This window comes from Exiguobacterium sp. PHA03, from assembly GCF_041945985.1.
In the GTDB taxonomy this organism is placed as follows: Bacteria; Bacillota; Bacilli; order Exiguobacteriales; family Exiguobacteriaceae; genus Exiguobacterium_A.
The window spans coordinates 1,391,747-1,412,662 of record NZ_JAUTYQ010000001.1 but is presented as its reverse complement, the minus strand read 5'-3'; the positions used below and the strand labels follow the sequence as shown (position 1 = coordinate 1,412,662).

Below are 20,916 nucleotides of genomic sequence, written 5' to 3'. Positions count from 1 at the left end.
ACGAATTATTTTTTTACTTTCGCACGTTTCCGTTGTAAGCCCATTGCCTTTTCGATCTTCGCGAGTTTTTTGGCAGCAACTGCTTCTGCGCGATCACGTCCAGCGTCGAGAATCTGATCAAGCTCTTCAGAGTCAATCAATTCATAATAGCGCTGTTGAATCGGTTCGAGTTCCGCAATGATCGCTTCTGCGACATCTGCTTTGAATGTTCCATAATTCGAGCCCTCGTATTTTGCTTCAAGAGCTGGAATCGAGATACCAGCGAGTAGGGAATAGATCTCAAGTAAATTCGACACACCTGGTTTGTTTTCACGATCGAATTTTACGATGCCTTCTGAGTCTGTGACAGCTGATTTCACTTTTTTACGAATGACATCTGGTGCGTCAAGCATCGAGATGAAGCCTTTCGGATTTTGATCAGATTTTGACATCTTTTTATCTGGCGTCGTCAAACTCATGATCCGGGCACCTGATTCCGCAATGATCGGTTCTGGTAATGTGAACGTCTCATAATAGCGGCTATTAAATCGTTGGGCTAAATCGCGCGTTAACTCAATGTGTTGTTTTTGATCGTCACCGACCGGAACGAGTTCCGCGTCGTAGAGAAGGATATCAGCTGCCATGAGCGTCGGGTAGACGAACAACCCTGCACCAATCCGCTCTTTTCCTTGTGATTTATCTTTATATTGCGTCATACGTTCTAGTTCACCCATACCGGAAAGACATGTCAACATCCAGCCGAGTTGCGCGTGCGCTTTGACTTCTGATTGAACGAAAATCGTTGATTTTTCTGGGTTCAGACCACTTGCGATATAAAGAGCAGCAAGGGCGCGTGTATTGTTCATCAGTTCAACACGATCGATATCGACCGTGATCGAATGCAGGTCGACGACGCAATAATACGCATCATGACCATCCTGTAAGTTCACGAAGTGCTTCATGGCACCTAAGTAATTTCCGAGTGTGACCGTTCCTGTTGGTTTGATACCTGAGAAAATCGTTTTCATAATGAAATCCCTCCAAATAATAAAATCAAAATAAAAAACGCCCCTTGAAAATCAAGGGACGAGTCATCGCGTTGCCACCCAAGTTGCTATGTACATAGCCGCTCAATTTGCTGTAATGGGCAAACCCATCTGACTCTACTTGTTTTCGAATCAGCCACTCGAAAGTCCATTCACTTAGGCATCACCTGTCCATTTTCAGCACCATGGACTCTCTGAGAGGAATGGATCTAAGTTACTACTCTTTGTCATCGTGTTTTCTTGTTTGATTAGCTTGAGTTTACCATACCTTAGGTAGAGCGTCACGTTGATTTCGTTTAAAAATATGAGATGATCAGTGAGACGACGATGAAGATGATACCGCTTGAGACATAGGGTTTCGTCCGTGCTGAAGCACGGCGTTGCTTTTTGCGAAGCACTTCTTCCTCCTCGTCTTCATCTTCGTAATAATCGCCATCAATCTCTCGCAACTTCGCTTCCCGCTGCTTTTTGAATCCAGCTGTCATGCCACGGAAGAAACCGTTAGCAGACATATTCGAGAAGAATCCTACTGCAACTAACAAGAATCCTGCTATGAATAAACCACCAGACAGATGATACAAGATGCTGTGAGTCGAATCCGTCATAGTTGCCCAAATCGTGTAAAGCAGAACAAGAATGACCGCAACGATGATTGGTCGGAAATACGTCGATCGCATGAAAATCCCCCTTTACGTACATAGATATTCTTAGTATACGAAACTTTTAACGCTGTTACGAATCGGTAACAAACGAATGATGCAAAATAGCAAATAGTGTGACTATTCACTTGACGTTAATGCTATTCTCACATAAAATCAATTTATCACTTCGTTTAAGTTTTTGAAACTAGGTCAATGCATTTTGGGGAATACATTGCAGTTTCGACGGGACGTTATTGATGTCATAGGCATTATGGCAACTTGGAAATTGAAAAGGAGATGACTTACCGATGAACAAAAAAACAGTCGGTCTCGCTTTATCAGTCATGCTTGCAGGAAGCGCTGTGCTTGCTGGATGTTCGACAGGTGGCGGAGACAAAGATTCAGGTTCGACAGACGGCAAGAAAAATCTACGTTTAACGGACACTTCGGACATCACGACAGTGGACCCAGCGAAAGCTACGGATTCCGTCGCTTTCAACATGATCGGAAACACGATGGAAGGTCTTTATCGTTTAGACAAGGACGGAAAAGCGATTCCAGCACTTGCAGAAAAAACGGATATCTCAAGTGACAATTTGACGTATACGTTCACACTTCGTGATTCGAAATGGTCAGACGGTTCACCCGTCAAAGCACAAGATTTTGAATTCGCTTGGAAACGTGCTGCTGATCCAAAAACAGGTTCTAGTTACTCGTACATCTTTGACACGTTAAAAAACGGCTCTGATGTCACACAAGGTAAAAAGCCTGTTGATGAACTCGGTGTTAAAGCAATCGATGATAAAACGTTAGAAGTAAAACTCGAGCGTCCAGCTCCGTATTTCCTCTCACTGACATCGTTCGGTACGTATACACCAATCAGTGAAGACTTCTACAAGAAAAACGAAAAAGACTTCTCGCTTAAACCAGATAAATTGCTTTACAACGGTCCTTTCGTTTGGGAATCTTGGAAAACGGATTCAAAACGTGTTCTGAAGAAAAACGACAACTACTGGGATAAAGATGCTGTCAAACTCGACGAAGTCACGATTAGTGTCGTTAAAGATACGTCAACAGTCGCAAACTTGTATGATTCAAACGAAATCGATTACGCAGGTCTAACTTCAGAGCAAGTTGAAGCTTACAAATCGAAACCTGAATTCAAGACAGCGCTTCGCTCTTCGATCGCTTACTTGAAATTCAACAACGAAGATAAAACGATGAAAAATGTCGATGCGCGTAAAGCAATCGCTCGTGCGATCGATCCAAAAGGGATCACGGATACGCTTCTTGCGAACGGTTCGATTCCAACAACAAGCTTCATTCCAAAAGACTTCGTCAAAGATGCATCAGGCAAAGACTACACGAGCGACATCAACTGGTTCGACCGTGACGCGAAAGAAGCAGCAGATCTTTGGAAAAAAGCAAATGGCGATAAGAAAACGACGATTGAATTGCTTTCGTTCGATAGTGAAGATGCGAAGAAAATCGGTGAGTACATGAAAGGTCAAATCGAGAAGAATCTTCCGAACGTCACGGTTTCGATCAAACAACAGCCGTTCAAGAACAAACTCGATCTTGAAACAAAAGGAGATTATCAAATCTCTTACTCACTTTGGGGTCCAGATTATCAAGATCCAATGTCTAACCTGTCCATCTTCGAATCAACGAACAGCCAAAATGACGTGAAGTACAAATCAGCTGCGTATGATAAATTATTAAACGCGGCAAACGATGAGTCAGACTTGACGAAGCGTTTAGATTTGTTCAAACAAGCTGAGGCGCAATTGATTGAAAAAGATCAAGCCATCGCACCAATCTATCAAGCGGGTTCTGCATACTTGAGCCGTCCGACGGTCAAAGATTTCAACCGTCAATTGTTCGGAGCAGATTTCCAATACAAATATGTTGATGTGAAGTAATCGAGAACGGGAGCGTCCCTAAGTCAGTTCGGGTGCGCTCCTGTTTTATACTACTTTGAATGAACGGAAACTCATTTTTAGCGGAAATGTGAAATTTTCGTAAAAAAGTGGTTCTAATTACTTTGTTAGCAAAGTATAATGGAATCAAACGAAAAATTCTGACTATTGGACGACGTTAAAAAAGCGTCTGATCGAACATCGAATCAAAGCACAATTAAAAAGAATTTTAAATTTTTATAACAAAATTCTTGAATGTTCCGACAATTGTGGGTCATACTGATTTTATTGATGTTTCGAAAAAAACAGAAAATCTTTATAGGGGGTGCCATCTTATGGGCCGTTATTTAGCTCAACGCCTGGTTTACGGCGTATTGACGTTTTTACTCATCGCTTCGTTCACTTTCTTCCTGATGGATCTGCTACCAGGTTCACCATTCCAGAACCAGGAGAAACTTTCTCCTGAACAGTTGAATATCCTTCGGGATAAGTACAATTTGAATGATCCACTACCACAACGCTATGCAGCGTACATGGTTAACTTATTCCAAGGAGACCTTGGTGTATCGTTCAAATATGACAGCCGTCCAGTTACAGATTTAATTTCTGAACGAATTGGACCATCGGCTCAACTTGGAGTTCAAGCACTCGTACTTGGTGTACTATTAGGTCTCGTACTTGGTGTAGTTGCTGCACTTCGCCACAACACAGTTGTCGACTACGGAGCAATGTTCATCTCGGTTCTCGGGATTTCAGTACCATCTTTCGTATTCGCCTCACTCCTTCAGTATTATGTCGGCGTGAAATGGGGCGCTTTGCCAGTAGCGTTCTGGGAAAGTCCGGCGCATACGATTCTACCAACGATTTCGTTGTCTCTTGGGGTCACCGCCTCGATTGCCCGATTCGTAAGGACGGAAATGCTTGAGGTTACAGGTCAGGATTACGTCACGTTAGCTAAAGCAAAAGGCCTAGATGGTCAATCAATCACTTGGAAACACATGGTTCGGAATGCATTGATTCCAGCTATTACGATTCTTGGACCTATGACTGCTGCATTGATTACAGGTACATTTGTCATCGAAAAAATCTTTGCTGTACCTGGGCTTGGTGAGTTGTTCGTATCGTCAATCACACAAAATGACTATACAGTTATCATGGGTACGACGCTGTTCTTCTCGGCAATCTTCATTCTCATGATTTTAATCGTCGACTTGCTATACGGTGTCGTTGATCCACGGATTCGTTTGGGGGGTAGTAAATAATGGCTGAACAAAATTCAAATGCAAAAGCGGAACAGTTCGATTCATCATTGTTTCAACAAGTTGAGTTCAATGAACAAGCCGGTGAACGAATTGCCGGTAAAAGCTTAAACTTTTGGCAGGATGCTTGGATGCGCTTGCGTAAAAACAAAGCAGCGATCATTTCTCTTGTCTTGATCATCGTGATTGCCATCATGTCATTAGCGGGTCCTGCAATCTCTGGTAAAGATGCTTATACCCAAACAATCACTCAAGCTAAACTTCCACCTAAAGTAACAGGATTAGAGTGGGCTGGCTTTGATGGTATGGCAACACTTGGTGAGACACCAATCGATTTTTATAAACAAAAACAAGTAAAAGAAAATTATTGGTTTGGTACGGACCACCTTGGTCGTGATCTTTGGTCACGTGTCTGGGAAGGGACTAAAATTTCACTCTTCATCGGTTTGATGGCAGCGCTTATTGACGTTCTCGTCGGTGTCACATACGGTGGTATTTCAGCTTATTACGGCGGTCGCGTCGATAATATCATGCAACGGATCGCGGAAATCCTGACAGGGGTACCGAACTTAATCCTGATCATCCTCTTCATCTTGATTCTTGAACCAGGAATCACGACGATCATCCTCGCGATGACGATTACTGGTTGGATCGGGATGAGTCGACTCGTTCGTGGTCAGATCCTGAAACTAAAGAACCAAGAATTCGTTCTCGCAGCACGTACACTTGGTGCTTCTAGCGCACGTTTAGTCTTCAAGCATTTGATTCCAAATACCTTGGGTACAATCATCATCTCGCTCATGTTCACGATTCCTGGGGCAATCTTCTTCGAAGCTTTCCTAAGCTTCATCGGTCTTGGGCTTGCACCACCGCAACCGTCGCTTGGTACACTGATCAATGAAGGGTACAAAGAACTTAAGACGTTTCCTTTCTTGCTCGTCGTTCCATCGACAGTGCTCGTACTCCTCATGATCAGCTTCAACATGTTGGCAGATGGATTACGTGATGCGTTCGATCCACGTCTACGTCGCTAACAAATATTAGATTAGAGAGGAGCTCATCCAAAATGGAAACAATCTTGTCAGTCCGCGACCTGAATGTCGCTTTCCATACGTACGCCGGGACGGTTCAAGCCGTCCGCGGAGTATCGTTCGATTTAAAAAAAGGTGAAACACTCGCAATCGTTGGTGAGTCCGGTTCTGGTAAATCGGTTACTTCAAAAGCCATCATGCGTCTGATTCCAAATCCGCCAGGTGAAATCACAAAAGGTGAGATCTTATTCGAAGGTCGCGATTTGGTTAAGCTTTCCGATAAAGAAATGCAAAAAGTACGCGGTCGTGATATCGCAATGATCTTCCAAGATCCAATGACATCACTTAACCCGACAATGACGATCTACAAACAGATTGCCGAAGGTTTAAAACGTCACCAAGGATTGACAGGTGATGCTGCTAAAAAACGTACGCTTGAATTACTGACGCTTGTAGGGATTCCAAACCCAGAAGCACGTCTGAAACAATATCCACACCAATTGTCTGGTGGGATGCGTCAACGGATCGTCATCGCAATCGCACTTGCTTGTAATCCGAAAGTCTTGATTGCCGATGAGCCGACGACAGCACTCGATGTTACGATTCAAGCGCAAATCCTCGAGTTGTTGAAAGACATTCAACAAAAAACGGGTACAGCGATCATCTTCATCACGCACGATTTAGGCGTCGTAGCGAATATGGCCGATCGTGTAGCGGTCATGTATGCAGGTAAATTAATTGAGAAGGGTACAGTCGATGAGATTTTCTACGAGCCACGTCATCCATATACTTGGGGACTCCTTGGTTCAATGCCACGTCCATCGGATGACCGTTCACAAGATTTACCGGCGATTCCAGGAACACCACCTAACTTACTTCATCCACCAGTCGGTGACGCGTTTGCACCACGAAATAAATATGCAATGAAGATTGATTTTGAAAAAGAACCTCCTTTCTTCAAAATTACAGATACTCACGAAGCGGCGACATGGTTGCTCCACCCACAAGCACCGTATGTTGAGCCACCACTTGCAATTCGGGATCTGGCGTTGAAATACCGCCCAGATAGCGTATTCGCGAAATCGCTTCTGAAAGGCGGTCTGAAATAATGGAAAACCGTAATAAATTACTTGAAGTAAAAAACTTGAAGCAACACTTCAACATTGGACGCGGACGTGTCGTTAAAGCGGTTGATGGTTTATCATTCGATATCTATGAAGGCGAAGTACTTGGTCTTGTAGGTGAATCGGGTTGTGGTAAATCAACGACTGGTCGCTCAATCATCGGATTGTATGAGGCGACAGACGGCGAAGTCATGTTCAAAGGTGAAAACGTTCATGGTAAAAAGTCGCGTAAAGATAAACTGAAGTTCAACCGTGCGATGCAAATGATTTTCCAAGACCCTTATGCGTCACTTAACCCACGGATGACAGTCGGTGATATCATCGCTGAGGGAATTGATATTCATGGTCTAGCAAAGTCGAAAGACGAGCGGAATAACCGTGTGTACGATTTACTCGAAACAGTTGGTTTGACGAAAGAACATGCGAGCCGTTACCCACACGAGTTCTCGGGTGGTCAGCGTCAACGGATTGGAATCGCGCGTGCGCTTGCTGTAGAACCGGACTTCATCATCGCGGATGAGCCAATCTCGGCACTTGACGTATCGATTCAAGCGCAGGTCGTCAACTTGATGAAAAAACTGCAGCGTGACCGTAGTTTGACTTACTTGTTCATCGCCCACGACTTATCGATGGTAAAATATATCTCGGATCGTATCGGTGTTATGTACCAAGGTCACCTCGTTGAACTATGTAGTGCGGATCGCTTATATGAGAATCCGGTCCATGCTTATACGAAATCGCTCTTGTCTGCGATTCCTCTTCCGGATCCAGAGCACGAGCGTACACGTAAGCGGATCGTTTATGATCGTCCGACGAGTGGACCTGTTGGTAAATCAGATGAAGATTCAAGCATTCCACCACTTCGTGAAATCGAACCAGGTCATTTTGTTTCGATGACGGATGCAGAACTGGAAGCATATCAAGCGCAACTCGTATAATTGTTTAAAACAAAAGGCATTTCCACGTTGATCGTGGAAATGCCTTTTAATTTTCTGATGCAATTCGTGGAAGATGCGCGAAGCGATGAACGACAGAATCAATCGCATCAAGACGGCGCATGGCTTCATCAAAATCGATTTTTTCATAGTGATGTAGTCCGCCTGGTTGTTCTTCCAGCGTATCCGCATCGTGCACAAGTTGTTGAAGTGGTGTCCGGTTGATTGCACCAGGTGGAAGATACGAATCCGTATGCAAAAGAACGGCAAGTGCGATTTCTTTGGCGCGTGCTGGTTCTTCACCAAGGCGAATCAAAAGTTTATGGGCGCGTTCAGCCCCTTTAATGGCATGAATATCATTTTGACGATAGAGATCATAGTTCCAAGTGCCATCGGTATACCATTCGTAATGCCCGATGTCATGGAGGAGTGCAGCTTTCGTAGCTGTATCCGCATCTAAACCTCGCTTCGTAGCGAGCGTCAGAGCGCGTTCAGCTACTGAAATCGCATGATTCAAGCCAGAACGGGATAAATATTTTTGAGCGATCGGATGATCGAGAATAGTGACGAGTGTTAATGACATGAATGAAAAACTCCTTCCTGAGCGTTGATATTTCTATACACTCTACAGAAAATTGAAAGAAATTGCAACTATTTTTCATTACTTAATCGACAATCTCACATATTTAATTGTTTAAAGTAGGAATAGATTTTTGATATACGTGGTATAATTACTAATGTAGAAGATGATTATTTTGCTTTCGTAGGTTGTTAGTTCTGTTTCGGACCGATTGGGGTGTCGGAATATGAAAGAACGTGACAAAAAGAAAAAGCTGAAGAAGCGCCTTTTGCGGGATATTTTAGAGAAAAAACTAAAAGAAATGAAACTTCCTAAAGCAAAAGAAACGATTTCTCAGCCATTTGATCACACGCCAGCTTGTTAAAGCCACGTGGTGGCTTTAACAAGCTTTTTTACGAAAAGTTCTTTCATCTTTATAAAAAAGCTAGGTTTTCTGCTTTATTAGATGTAAACTGTCAAGTAATAGAACCATCATCGATATCTATGTATTCACTTAGGTGTTAAATGATGTTAAATCAGGGGGAGGATGTTTTTCAATGGTAACACTCTATACTTCACCAAGTTGTACTTCTTGTCGGAAAGCACGCGCGTGGCTTGAAGAACATGAAATCCCGTTCGTAGAACGTAATATTTTTTCAGAACCATTATCGCTCGATGAAATCAAACAGATTCTTCGAATGACGGAAGATGGAACGGACGAGATTATCTCAACGCGTTCAAAAGTCTTCTCGAAACTCGATGTTTCCGTTGAAAACTTATCGTTGCAGCACCTATACGATTTAATTCAAGAATATCCTGGATTATTGCGTCGTCCGATTTTGATTGACGAAAAACGTCTTCAAGTAGGATATAACGAGGATGAAATCCGTCGATTCTTACCACGCAAGGTGCGTACATTCCAACTTTTGGAAGCACAGCGTCTTGTAAACGAGTAATTTTAAAAAGCACGCTGCTTCGTGAGCAGTGTGCTTTTTGTTACCGATAAAAAAGGTTAAAATAAAGATAACAAAGGAATAGAAATATATCCTTCGGATTCGAAAGTATGAATCCAAGTCATGTCCTCGTTCGTATTCTAGATAAGGAACGAGAAGAAAGGAGTGGACAGATTGAAAATCGAACGCGTCAATGACAATACGGTCAAGTTCTTCATCACTTATACTGACATCGAACGCCGTGGTTTTGCCCGAGATGAGATTTGGTATAATCGGGAACGGGGAGAACAGTTATTCTGGCAGATGATGGACGAAGCGAATGAAAAAGAGTCCATCTCCTTCGAAGGTCCACTATGGATACAAGTGCAAGCTTTTGAAAAAGGTCTTGAAGTCACTGTAACGATCGCAAAAAATGCAGTCGATGGTGAGCAAGTCGATGAAGACGAACTCGATTCACTTTTACGATCAGCGATGTCTGAGACAGAAGATAAAGATACAGAATTAAGCCAGGATGTCTTATTCGAAACTCATGATTTCGAGCATATCATTGCGCTTAGTCAATATGCGAATGCTCCTGTCTTCGCAGAACTTGAAACAGCGCTTTACCAAAAGGATGGACTCTATCTACTACATGTTCATTTCGAAGATGATGTGAATGTAGAAGCACAAGAAAATGTCATGAGTTTAATTGCCGAATATCTTCATTTCAGCGAACAAACGATTCATCCTGTCGCTGAATATGGAAAACAAATCATTGCTTCAGACGTCTTTGCCTTTATTCGGAAATACTTTCCGAATTAAAGGAACTAAAAGTGCGAGTAAAAGGAGGATCACGAATCGTGATACCTCCTTTTATTCTGACATTAAGTGAGGGTATAACCACCGTCTACGATAAGGGCTTGCCCATTGATGTAACTCGCTTTATTCGAGAGTAAGAAACAAACGACTTCTGCGATTTCAGAAGGTTGTGCAGGTTCGCCACGAAGATGATGCTTCATCGCAAGATCAAACTTATCTTTCCCGCCATATAATGCGTGGCTCAATGATGTGTCGACCGGTCCCGGACAAATGGCATTAAAACGATACTTGCCATGGAAGCGGGCAGCGTATGTCTTTGTCAGTGTCAATAAAGCGCTCTTAGACGATGCATAGGGTAAGAGCATGGCGGGAAACTTGACGTGACCGACGATCGCGCTATTATTGACGATAGAGGCACCTTTTGAGAAACGTTTCGTCGCGAGCTGGATGATTCGTTCAGGGGCATGATAATTCACTTGGAACACTTCTTTTTGTTGATCGGAGATTCTCTCGGGTGCGACGGGTTTTCCAAATGTCCCTGCATTATTAAAAATCCCGTCGATTTCTGGAAAATCTTCGAGTGTTTCTTCAAAGAACCTGTCGATGGCAGAGGAATCAGTCAAGTCGACAGGGAAGAAATATAAACGTCCTTCTCCGCTAGATTCAAGAGAAGCTCCTTTGTCTTGATTACGACCAATGGCAAGAACGGTATGACCTTCTCGAATCAGTTGGAGGGCAGTTGCTTCTCCGATTCCACTTGTTGCACCAGTAATGATATACGTACCCATTTAAACGCTTCCTTTCTGTCATGAGTTCTTAACTACAATTTTTACAACATACATAAAAGGAGGGGGATTCATGCTACGACGTGTACAACTTCTCATGACCCTCATCTTGACCATCGGTTTAATCGCCTTTTTATCCTACTATTGGAGTGTCTATATGGTAGGCTGGCTGTCCATCGTCATCATTTTGGTCGTCATGAGCGTGTTCGTCATCATTTTGCTTGAAAATCGTAACCCAGAACGAACACTCGTCTGGGCACTTGTCATGATGGCACTACCTGTTGTCGGCGTGTTTGTTTATTTTACGTTTGGTCAGAACTACCGCCGGAAACGAATGTTTCGATTGAAAGCAATGCTTGATGAAGAGTCTTATATTAAATACCGTACCCAGTTTAAAACAGCAGTACACCAATCAGTGTTCCAAGAAGGACGTTATGGAAAAGTTGTCACACTTATCGATTCGATCAGTCGACTTCCGATTTCGTATAATACACATACAAGAATTTTGACGAATGGTCAGGAGAAATTTCCGATTCTTTTAGAAGAGATTCGTCAAGCACAACATCATATCCATTTGGAATACTATATCGTACGGGATGACGAGCTCGCATTGCAGTTACAGGAAGTATTGATTGAAAAGGCACAACAAGGAATTGAAGTCCGTTTTCTTTATGATGCCGTCGGGTGTTTTTCGACAGATAAGCATTATTTCAAGAAGATGCAGGATGCAGGTGTTGAAGTTCGGGCATTTTTCCCTGTCGTATTACCGTTCATTTCGAGTAAGTCTAACTACCGAAATCATCGGAAGATCGTTGTCATTGATGGAACAGTTGCTTTTACGGGTGGAATTAACGTTGGGGACGAGTATATCGGTCGCGATCAGCATTTTGGATTTTGGCGTGATACGCATCTTCTTGTACGCGGAGAAGCTGTTTCTGAACTTCAATTGATTTTCCTCCAAGACTGGTACTATATGACGGGGGAACGCCTGTTTACACCGTTTTATATGGAACCACTGGAATATGTCGATGAAGCAACGGGAGGCGTTCAAATCATTGCCAGTGGACCTGATGAGCCACATGAGGCAATGAAGTCACTTTACTTCGGACTCATCACAGAAGCGCGTGAATCTGTTTACATTGCATCTCCATATTTAATACCAGATGAAGATTTGATGACAGCACTAAAGACAGCCGCTATGTCTGGAATTGATGTTCGTATTCTTCTGCCAAGCTTTCCGGATCATAAAATCGTATTTTATGCGAGTCGCTCTTACTTTGATGATTTACTCCAGGCTGGTGTGAAAATCTATGAGTATAACAAAGGATTCATGCATTCGAAAGTCATCGTCGTGGATGACGCCATCGCAACGATTGGAACAGCGAATATGGATTTACGGAGTTTTCATTTGAATTTCGAGGTAAATGCTTTTTTATACGGAACAAATTCGGTACATCAATTAACACGTGATTTTTATGAGGATTTTAGCCAGTCTACACAAGTTGATGCTGATTTGTTTCATCGTCGTCCATTACGCCGCCGTTTAGTTGAATCAATTTCACGCTTATTCTCACCGCTACTCTAGTAAAAGGGGACGATGCTGATGTTTGAAGCCATTGATGGGTCAGGTAAACGCATTCTGATTCATAGGTTTTCTGTCCATGAATTAAAAGCGATGTCCTTACGTTGTCCGTATTGTCTGAAGCCATTGCGCGTCAGGCAGGGACGACGACCACATTTTGCACATATCTCAGCATGTTCAGGAGAAAGTAGCTTACATGTATCTTGGAAACGACGAATTGCAGATTCGTTGATGAATGCAGGCGTTCGCGTCGAGACCGAATGGACGATTGGACAGCGACGCTTCGACCTGTGGATTCCGGAAAAAGAGATTGGGATTGAAATTCAGCGTTCTCCGATGTCGGCAGATGAATGGATTAGACGAGCAAGACTTGATGCGAAACAAGGACAAACGGTTCGTTGGATTGGGTTTCATCCGTCACATGGTGTCACATTTCGTTTACAAGGATGGATGCGTCAAGCCTTCTTAGAAAATGAGTATTTGGACTTGATTGTTGACAATCAAATCCGACGGTTTCGACATCCGCTCCCTTTTGCGAAACATTATGTCTATTGTACCGTTCAATCCCTTTCATTATCCGACTTCCTTTCGACGGAACTTCCGTCATTTCCTCGGAAATTTTCAATGGCTCGATGGCAAGGAATCGTCTTGCGCTATCGACAGCGTCCTTTTTATCCTTCGTTACCTCCACGAATGCTTAAACTTCCATTATATGAGGCAGGGTTTCATCTTCTGAATCTGCCGTCATCGGTCTTTCTTCCGATCAGTCACTTATTATCGTATCCCGTTCATCCTTTTGAGTTTCAAATGGCAGTCTTTTTGCGGTTAAAAGGGGTTTATTCCTCTACTGCTTTAGAACAAGCCGTCTTTCATTTACTTCATCGATTGGATATACCGTTTGAACGACCGATGATCGATTTACTTATCACGGAATGGTTAGAGCGGATCGAGGAGGCGAATCGGCTGTTTTAGCAGGAGCACTTCGATTGTTTGTCGAAAAGAAAACAGGTATAACTGAATTAAAGGAGTGAGGGAAATGGCAGAAGTATTAACACGTCAAGATGTTGACGTTTCAGAAACTTGGAATCTAGAATCGATTTATGCATCAAACGAAGCGTGGGAAGAAGAATTTGAATCGGTGAAAGCGATGCTTCCATTACTCGTCGAGTATAAGGGTCGTCTTGGACAAAGTGCGGATACGCTCTATGAAGGGTTACAGTTACGAGACGAAGTCTCAAGACGTCTTTATAAGCTCTATACATACGCGCACATGCGTTATGACGAAAATACAGCGGATAGCTTCTATCAAGCCATGAACGACCGTGCTCGGACGCTTGCGTCACAAATCGGAGCCACACTTGCTTTCATGACACCGGAATTGTTAGCTGTACCTGAAACAACGATAGAAGCGTATCTTAATGAGAATGCAGACCTTGCGATGTACCGTCATGCATTTGATGAGTTGAACCAAGAACGCGAGCATGTGTTGACGGAAGCGGAAGAAGCGATTCTAGCGAAGGCGGGAGAAGTTCTCGGTCAATCCGGTACGACATTCGGTATGCTGAATAATGCAGATTTGACATTCCCGAAAATTAAGGGGGAAGACGGGGAAGAGACAGAATTGACACATGGTCGTTTCATCACATTCCTTGAATCATCTGATCGTTCGGTGCGTGAAGCCGCATTTAAAGCGATGTACGGAACGTATGCGAAATACACGAATACGCTCGCCTCAACTCTTGCTGGGTCAGTTAAGAAAGACAACTTCTATGCAGATGTTCGGAAGTTCCCTTCGGCACGCGCGGCAGCCTTACATGGTAATGCAATCCCTGAATCCGTTTATGATGGGTTGGTTGAAGCGGTACATGAGCACTTACCATTGCTTCATCGCTATGTTGCCTTACGTAAACGGGTCCTCGGTCTTGATGAGTTACACATGTACGATATGTATACCCCCCTCGTTTCTGAGGTCGAGATGAAGGTCTCTTATGAAGAAGCGAAACAATTGATGGTCGAAGGGCTCGCGCCGCTTGGAGCAGAATATAAACATATTCTCGAAGAAGGGTTGTCTGAGCGCTGGGTTGATGTCCGGGAAACGCGTGGTAAACGGAGTGGAGCATACTCTTCTGGTGCTTACGATACACAACCATTCATTTTGATGAACTGGCAAGATAACATCAATAATCTTTTTACGCTCGCACATGAATTCGGACATTCGGTTCATAGCTACTACACGCGGAAATCTCAACCATATCCATATGGCGATTATTCAATCTTCGTCGCTGAAGTCGCTTCAACGACAAATGAAGCGTTGTTAAACGACTATCTATTGAAGAAAGTGACGGATCGTAAAGAAAAACTTTATCTATTAAACAATCAACTTGAAACATTCCGCGGAACATTGTTCCGACAAACGATGTTCGCTGAGTTCGAACATGCGATTCATGATGCGGCGCGTCTTGGACAATCGTTGACACCAGAATTCTTGACGTCAACGTATTATGCCTTGAATCAAAAATACTTCGGAGAAGAGATTGTATTAGATGAAGAGATTGGTTTGGAGTGGGCTCGGATTCCACACTTCTATTACAATTACTATGTCTATCAGTATGCAACAGGCATTTCGGCGGCGGCTGCTTTGACGGATCAAATCCTAGAAGAAGGACAACCGGCTGTAGAACGTTACATCAATAATTTCTTAAAAGCGGGATCAAGCGATTATCCAATCGAAGTACTAAAAGCTGCTGGTGTTGATATGACAACAAAAGCACCAGTTGAAGCAGCACTTCGTCAATTTGAACGAGTCCTAGATGAATTCGAAGCGTTATTAGCAGAGTGACATCTTTGTGATAAAGTGAACAAAGAGTGGAAAAGAAAAAAGACTCACGGTATACTTATATTGTGAAGAGGGTCACATTCCCCAGTCGATTCTCTTTTTCCCCCATCCAATGGTCAAAAGAAGAAGTCCTTCTCGTCATGAAGGACTTCTTCTTTTTCTATGAGTGAATACCAAAAAAGGACAGTGAAGCTTGCTCCACTGTCCTTTTTGTATTAAGCATGTGCTGAATCTTTTAAATGACGCCATACTTTTCCATCACAGTACGATAGAGAAGCACATTTCTGTTGTAAGACCAGTTTTTTTAGTTCGTGTTCAACCTGGGATTCAGGAGCGTCATAAATAAAGGCGATTTCAGCCGTAGTTGCTGTTTCATACCGTCTCAAGAATTGTTCAAGTGGTGGCTTCGATTGTTTTTCAATCGTATGATCTAGCAGTTCACTTAAGATCGAAACATAGACCAAATACTCATAAGGTCCTTCTGCCTTAATGGCTTCCTCATCTCCAACGAAAGCGAGTGTCGGAAGAATTCGGACATCCCATTCCGTGACCAGTTCAGTCTCTTTCTCGAGCATTTGCTGAATCGTGTCCGACGAGACATCACGGTGGAATTCATCTAAATCCAGACCATACTCTGTCAATGCTTCGGCTAACCGCATCAATGATGGACGGCTGTAAGCACTCTCACCTTCGACATTATGAAGCATCCGAAGGCGTCGCATGAACCGCATACCAAACGTTTTTCCTTGAAGCTCGATTGCTTTTAGGATGACGAGTGGTGACATATCGCACGCGGAACGTGAAGGAGCACAAGGAATCGTAGCAATCGTGCGGAGACGAAAAAGATGACCATATTCTAGCTCTAATTTCTTGAGAACGGGTATCAACCGTAAACCGTCCGTTTGTGTCACATCTAAAAAATGATAGATTTCCAGAGGTTTCGTCGGTTGTTGAATCGATGGTTCGTCCAATGAACAATAAGATCCGTTACATTGTGCGTGTTCCATCCGTTCACCCCTTCCTGTTGTTATCGTTACCCTATTTTAGCAACGAAAAAAAAGAAAGAGCAAAGGTTTTGCTTGTTCATTCTTACACGAAAAATCAAGAAAGCGCTTTACGTTCCATGAAGCGAACGATTTTATTTTTTGTTTTGCGCTGTGGAATGTCGTGTTCTGAAAGAATTCGCTCGAAATCCTTTTGCCCTTGTTCGAAGTTGCTGACCTCAAACTCTAACTCATAATCGGTATGTCCGAGATAGCGACTTTTATCAAGGACGAGTAAGCCTTCTGGAAGCACCGTCTCGATGCGTTCGGTTTCTAAACGTCCTAAATGTTCCAACGAACCTTGCAAGTCAAAAGACGACAACTGGTGATTCATCTCTTCGGAGTGAATCAGACCGTATTTGAATAGATCTTCCGCTTCACTTGCTGATAGTGTGACATGTGTTTCAAGCAATCCATTTTCATGAGGTTGTTTTAAAGTAAGGACAAGTCCTTGTTTTTTTTCACGTATCCGTAAGGCAGCACCTTTTTTTCGAAGTTCGAAATCAGGCGTATCAAAATAATCATTTGCTTGCCAAATGGGTTGTTTAGTTGACGCATAATGGGTAAATAACGATAGATATTCTTGTTCAGACAATAAGTTCTTGAATTCGATTTCCAATTCTTGTCTAATCGGAATCACGCCTTTCTAGTTGAATGTCTGAAAATATGATAACATGAATGAGGTAGGAACAGGCACTGAACCAATACTATTCGATTAAAAGTGGTGACAAATCAGATGACAAAAGAAAATTGGGATTTATTTCTTGCGCCGTATCAAATCGCGGTCGATGAGTTGAAAGTAAAGCTAAAAGCGATTCGTAAACAATTTCAGCAACGGGGAGAGCATTCACCGATTGAATTTGTCACAGGACGGGTCAAACCTGTAAAAAGCATTCTTCAAAAAGCAGAACGAAAAGCAATTGCGCGTGAATCATTGGAACAAGATATGCAGGATATTGCCGGATTACGCATCATGTGTCAATTCGTCGATGATATCATTCATGTTCTTGAACTATTACGTTCGCGCGGTGATTTTAAAATCGTCGAGGAACGTAACTACATCACTCAAAAGAAGGATAGTGGTTATCGATCGTATCATGTCATCATTGCTTATCCAGTACAGACGATCGAAGGTGAAGTACCGACATTAGTCGAGATTCAAATTCGTACGCTTGCGATGAACTTTTGGGCGACGATCGAACACTCGTTGAATTACAAGTACCAAGGGAACATTCCGGAAGAAACACGGGAGCGCCTGCGGCGTGCGGCAGAAGCGGCATTTTTGCTTGACGCGGAGATGAGTCAATTGAAAGTAGAAATTCAAGACGCGCAACTCGTCTTTCAACGCGACGCTAAGGCGTCGGAACGATTAAAAGAGTAGGGGGATGACCATGCGTTTTGCAATCACGGCTCGTGATGATGAGCGTTCTCATGCGCTAAAACAACAACTCGAGCAGGCGTTGACGGAGCGGGGATGTGTGCTTGATGTCAGTCAACCGGAAATCGTCGTTTCAATCGGGGGAGACGGGACAATGTTACAAGCGTTCCATTCGTATCTCGATCAAGTAGAGACGATTACCCTTGTAGGGATTCATACAGGGCACCTTGGTTTTTATGCGGATTGGCGTCCTGAAGAGATGGATGAGTTGATTGATCATATCGCGAAGCAGGATTTAGCGACGGTCGAATACCCGCTGCTTGAACTATCAATTGACTATGCGGATGGCTCGCATAATCAACTGCTTGCTTTGAACGAGTGTACGATCAAAAGTTTCAATCAAACACTCGTCTGCGATTTATCGATTCGAGGCGACTATTTCGAGACGTTTCGAGGTGACGGGTTATGTATATCGACACCCTCTGGTTCGACGGCATATAACAAGGCGCTCGGCGGTGCGATCGTCCACCCGGCACTCGAAGCGATCCAAATCACAGAAATGGCTTCGATCAATAATCGTGTTTACCGGACGATCGGCTCACCGATGTTGTTACCGAAACATCATGATGTCGAAATTCGTCCCGTCAATCCGATTGATTTTCAGATGACCTATGACCACTATGCTTCGATTGTCCATCAAAATGTGACATCGATCCGGTGTCGGGTATCAGATAAAAAAGTGAAATTTGCTCGTTTTCGTTCTTTCCCGTTTTGGCAACGGGTGCGGGAATCTTTCCTAGCAGACGAAAGACGTTGACGCAGTATGTAAAGGAAATGGAAACATGAATGGATTTCAGCTACAACAGACGGTTACTGATATCGAGGATGGCTGGCGCGTCAGTCATTTTTGTACGACCCGTCTAGGTATCTCACGAAAAATGTTAGTATCAATCAAAAATCATGGAGATATCACGCGGAACGGTCATCATGTCAACGTCCACGACGTCTTGTGCGCGGGTGACCGTGTCCACGTCTTCTTCCCGGAAGAAACACCAGCACCGGACATGGTAGCGACAGAAGGGGAACTCGATATCTTGTTTGAAGATGATTGGTTACTCGTCGTCAATAAACCACCGGGGATGGCATCGATTCCGTCACGATTGCATCCGGAACACTCATTGTCGAATTATGTTCTTGGTTATTATCGAAAACAAGGAATTCCGTATGCGATCCATATCGTCAATCGACTCGATCGAGACACGAGTGGTCTCGTCTTATTCGCAAAACACGGACTTGCCCACCACCGGATGAGTCTCATGCAACGATCAAACGAATTAGAGCGGCATTATTTAGCCTATGCACCCGGACATGTACCGGTACAAACGATTGATCAGCCGATTGGTCAAACCGATCATTCCTTCATGGAACGAATGGTACGACCGGATGGTCAACGGGCCATTACGCATATTTTAAATAGTCGACGGGTCCAAGCTTTGGATCGAGAGTTTTCCTTACTGGATATTCGACTAGAGACGGGACGGACGCATCAAATTCGTGTCCATCTTGCTTTTTTAGGACATCCTTTGATTGGTGATACGATGTATCAGGGTGAACCATTGCTCCCGCGTCAAGCACTCCATAGCGCGTCAGCGACGTTCCTTCACCCTGCGACAGGAGAACGTGTCCGATTTGAAGCGCCGCTTCCCGAGGATCTTCGATTGGAATAATGAACATACGATAAAAGGCAGTGGACTTAATCCACTGCCTTTTATCGTATGCGATTAATCTTCATCAAACATGGAAATCCGAGACTGAGAAGCGATTGCCATAATTAATCCTAGACCGACGAGGTTTACGATCATCGTTGATCCACCATAACTGATGAATGGTAATGGAAGACCTGTGATCGGTAAGACACCGATCGTCATCCCGATGTTCTGGAAGATTTGGAACGTGAACATGGCGACATATCCTGTCACGATATAGGTACCAAATGGATCCGCCGTCTCAAGAGCAATTTGAATCAAGCGATAGACGAACAGGAATAAGACGATCAATACGATGGCAGCCCCGATGAAACCATAGTGTGAGGCAATCGTCGTAAAGATGAAGTCCGTATGCAGTTCCGGAACGAATACCTGCAGTTTTCCGTATCCAACCCCGAACATTTGACCAGAACCTGTTGCATTGATTGCTTGGACGAGCTGATACGAGAGATCATCCGCATATTCAAAAGGTTGCAACCAAGCCATGATCCGGTTCATCGCGTGACCTGGGAAAAACGTTGCGAGTAAGTCGTTGTGGAAATAAAACAGGTAAAAGAAGATGATGACAGAACCTGCGAACAGGGCAAACATCGTCAAGAGCCATTTCCAGTTCAGTCCAGATAACAACATGGCACATGCAAGAATGACACATAAGATCAAACCGATTCCTAAATCGGGTTGGATGATAATGAGACCAAGTGGCAAAGCCGTGACAGCAACCATTTTAACGAGCAATAAGAAGTCGCGTTCGTGTTGAACATAACGGGCATTGTGTTCGGTGATGACGGCAGCGAGCGAAACAATCAAAAAGAATTTCATGAACTCAGCCGGTTGAACTGTACCAATGACCGGGAATTGATACCACCCATACGCTCCTTTGATTTCAGTAACGATTGGTGTACCACGGAAAATAACAAGACCAATCAATGACAGGATACCAGCTCCGTATAAAAACCAGTGGAATCGCTTCAGCTGTTCATAGTCGATGAAAATGACGACGGATAACGCTATGAAACCGATGACATACCACTGAATTTGTTTGGCGGAGAAGTTGATGGCACTGATAGCACCTTTAAGCGAAGGTTGGGCCGTATAGATGGCGATGACGCTGATGACCATCAGACAGGCGAGTAAAAACAACAACGTATGATCATAACGTTGTGTAAATGATTTGAATCGATTCATTTCATCCCTACTTTCTATCACTTTCTATATTACCGTAATTTATCAAATCCGCAATATCAAGAGCGATGGTTGACAGAAGCGTTACGTTTTTGTAACC

At 43.5% G+C, this 20,916-nt stretch carries 21 protein-coding genes and 1 other annotated feature; of the genes, 14 read left to right on the top strand and 7 right to left on the bottom strand.

Features of this window, described 5'->3' with window-relative positions; all coding sequences use genetic code 11:
* Positions 1-5: 5 nt before the first annotated feature.
* Together trpS and Q7C19_RS07560 are read right to left on the bottom strand one after the other, a co-directional pair.
* On the bottom strand, positions 6-1,007 hold the full coding sequence (gene trpS, locus Q7C19_RS07565; protein WP_056062436.1) for a tryptophan--tRNA ligase: 1,002 nt from the start codon (positions 1,005-1,007) through the stop codon (positions 6-8).
* A gap of 51 nt (positions 1,008-1,058) precedes the next feature.
* Positions 1,059-1,265: a binding site (T-box leader), on the bottom strand.
* Positions 1,266-1,321: 56 nt separating this feature from the next.
* The gene (locus tag Q7C19_RS07560; RefSeq protein ID WP_375091920.1) at positions 1,322-1,702 is read right to left on the bottom strand and encodes a DUF3899 domain-containing protein; all 381 of its coding nucleotides are present in this window, start codon (positions 1,700-1,702) and stop codon (positions 1,322-1,324) included.
* A 272-nt stretch (positions 1,703-1,974) separates the two neighbouring features.
* Between Q7C19_RS07560 and Q7C19_RS07555 the strand changes: the two genes are divergently transcribed.
* From Q7C19_RS07555 to Q7C19_RS07535, 5 genes are all read left to right on the top strand, one after another.
* Positions 1,975-3,588: a peptide ABC transporter substrate-binding protein gene (locus tag Q7C19_RS07555; RefSeq protein WP_375091919.1), complete on the top strand. Its 1,614-nt coding sequence runs from the start codon at positions 1,975-1,977 to the stop codon at positions 3,586-3,588.
* A gap of 332 nt (positions 3,589-3,920) precedes the next feature.
* The gene (gene opp3b / locus Q7C19_RS07550; RefSeq protein ID WP_035406592.1) at positions 3,921-4,847 is read left to right on the top strand and encodes an oligopeptide ABC transporter permease; all 927 of its coding nucleotides are present in this window, start codon (positions 3,921-3,923) and stop codon (positions 4,845-4,847) included.
* A complete protein-coding gene (gene opp3C, locus Q7C19_RS07545; protein ID WP_035406596.1) occupies positions 4,847-5,878 on the top strand; it encodes an oligopeptide ABC transporter permease in 1,032 nt (343 codons plus the stop codon). The genes opp3b and opp3C overlap by 1 nt, the downstream gene beginning before the upstream one ends.
* Before the next feature lie 32 nt (positions 5,879-5,910).
* The gene (locus Q7C19_RS07540) at positions 5,911-6,984 is read left to right on the top strand and encodes an ABC transporter ATP-binding protein (protein ID WP_035406599.1); all 1,074 of its coding nucleotides are present in this window, start codon (positions 5,911-5,913) and stop codon (positions 6,982-6,984) included.
* Positions 6,984-7,937: an ABC transporter ATP-binding protein gene (locus Q7C19_RS07535; protein WP_035406602.1), complete on the top strand. Its 954-nt coding sequence runs from the start codon at positions 6,984-6,986 to the stop codon at positions 7,935-7,937. Before Q7C19_RS07540 ends, Q7C19_RS07535 begins: the two co-directional genes overlap by 1 nt.
* 46 nt (positions 7,938-7,983) lie before the next feature.
* Here the strand turns inward: Q7C19_RS07535 and Q7C19_RS07530 are convergent, their stop codons facing one another.
* The gene (locus tag Q7C19_RS07530; protein WP_035406605.1) at positions 7,984-8,517 is read right to left on the bottom strand and encodes an HD domain-containing protein; all 534 of its coding nucleotides are present in this window, start codon (positions 8,515-8,517) and stop codon (positions 7,984-7,986) included.
* A gap of 223 nt (positions 8,518-8,740) precedes the next feature.
* Between Q7C19_RS07530 and Q7C19_RS07525 the strand changes: the two genes are divergently transcribed.
* The 3 genes from Q7C19_RS07525 (at position 8,741) to mecA (ending at position 10,247) form a co-directional block, all read left to right on the top strand.
* Positions 8,741-8,878 (top strand): hypothetical protein, encoded by a 138-nt coding sequence (locus Q7C19_RS07525; RefSeq protein ID WP_023468890.1) that lies wholly within the window; start codon positions 8,741-8,743, stop codon positions 8,876-8,878.
* A gap of 172 nt (positions 8,879-9,050) precedes the next feature.
* Positions 9,051-9,449 carry a transcriptional regulator SpxA gene (gene spxA / locus Q7C19_RS07520; protein ID WP_012370920.1) on the top strand — a complete coding sequence of 133 codons (399 nt, stop codon included), beginning with the start codon at positions 9,051-9,053 and terminating at the stop codon, positions 9,447-9,449.
* A gap of 171 nt (positions 9,450-9,620) precedes the next feature.
* Positions 9,621-10,247, top strand: coding sequence for an adaptor protein MecA (gene mecA / locus Q7C19_RS07515; protein WP_035406608.1), 627 nt, complete (start codon positions 9,621-9,623; stop codon positions 10,245-10,247).
* A 62-nt stretch (positions 10,248-10,309) separates the two neighbouring features.
* On the opposite strand, the gene Q7C19_RS07510 is transcribed toward mecA, so the two are convergent.
* Complete coding sequence (locus Q7C19_RS07510) at positions 10,310-11,032, bottom strand: SDR family NAD(P)-dependent oxidoreductase (protein WP_290751705.1); 723 nt, start codon at positions 11,030-11,032, stop codon at positions 10,310-10,312.
* 70 nt (positions 11,033-11,102) lie between these two features.
* Between Q7C19_RS07510 and cls the strand changes: the two genes are divergently transcribed.
* From cls to pepF, 3 genes are all read left to right on the top strand, one after another.
* Positions 11,103-12,614, top strand: coding sequence for a cardiolipin synthase (cls, locus tag Q7C19_RS07505; protein ID WP_290751702.1), 1,512 nt, complete (start codon positions 11,103-11,105; stop codon positions 12,612-12,614).
* A gap of 18 nt (positions 12,615-12,632) precedes the next feature.
* Complete coding sequence (locus Q7C19_RS07500) at positions 12,633-13,583, top strand: competence protein CoiA family protein (protein WP_290751698.1); 951 nt, start codon at positions 12,633-12,635, stop codon at positions 13,581-13,583.
* Positions 13,584-13,647: 64 nt separating this feature from the next.
* On the top strand, positions 13,648-15,450 hold the full coding sequence (gene pepF / locus Q7C19_RS07495) for an oligoendopeptidase F (RefSeq protein WP_035406619.1): 1,803 nt from the start codon (positions 13,648-13,650) through the stop codon (positions 15,448-15,450).
* A 212-nt stretch (positions 15,451-15,662) separates the two neighbouring features.
* Here pepF and Q7C19_RS07490 read toward each other — a convergent pair whose 3' ends face one another.
* Both Q7C19_RS07490 and Q7C19_RS07485 read right to left on the bottom strand, forming a co-directional pair.
* Positions 15,663-16,454 carry a DsbA family protein gene (locus Q7C19_RS07490; protein ID WP_035406622.1) on the bottom strand — a complete coding sequence of 264 codons (792 nt, stop codon included), beginning with the start codon at positions 16,452-16,454 and terminating at the stop codon, positions 15,663-15,665.
* Between the two features lie 94 nt (positions 16,455-16,548).
* Positions 16,549-17,109 carry a CYTH domain-containing protein gene (locus Q7C19_RS07485; protein WP_052019082.1) on the bottom strand — a complete coding sequence of 187 codons (561 nt, stop codon included), beginning with the start codon at positions 17,107-17,109 and terminating at the stop codon, positions 16,549-16,551.
* Positions 17,110-17,226: 117 nt separating this feature from the next.
* Here Q7C19_RS07485 and yjbM point away from each other — a divergent pair, with 117 nt between their 5' ends.
* The 3 genes from yjbM to Q7C19_RS07470 are packed head-to-tail and all read left to right on the top strand — an operon-like array spanning position 17,227 to position 19,595.
* Entirely contained in the window at positions 17,227-17,871 is a 645-nt protein-coding gene (gene yjbM / locus Q7C19_RS07480) for a GTP diphosphokinase (protein ID WP_035396676.1), read from the top strand.
* A gap of 10 nt (positions 17,872-17,881) precedes the next feature.
* Entirely contained in the window at positions 17,882-18,685 is an 804-nt protein-coding gene (locus Q7C19_RS07475) for an NAD kinase (protein WP_035406625.1), read from the top strand.
* Positions 18,686-18,710: 25 nt separating this feature from the next.
* Positions 18,711-19,595: an RluA family pseudouridine synthase gene (locus Q7C19_RS07470; RefSeq protein WP_035406628.1), complete on the top strand. Its 885-nt coding sequence runs from the start codon at positions 18,711-18,713 to the stop codon at positions 19,593-19,595.
* Positions 19,596-19,649: 54 nt separating this feature from the next.
* On the opposite strand, the gene Q7C19_RS07465 is transcribed toward Q7C19_RS07470, so the two are convergent.
* Positions 19,650-20,819, bottom strand: coding sequence for an FtsW/RodA/SpoVE family cell cycle protein (locus Q7C19_RS07465; protein WP_035406631.1), 1,170 nt, complete (start codon positions 20,817-20,819; stop codon positions 19,650-19,652).
* Positions 20,820-20,916: the final 97 nt, after the last annotated feature.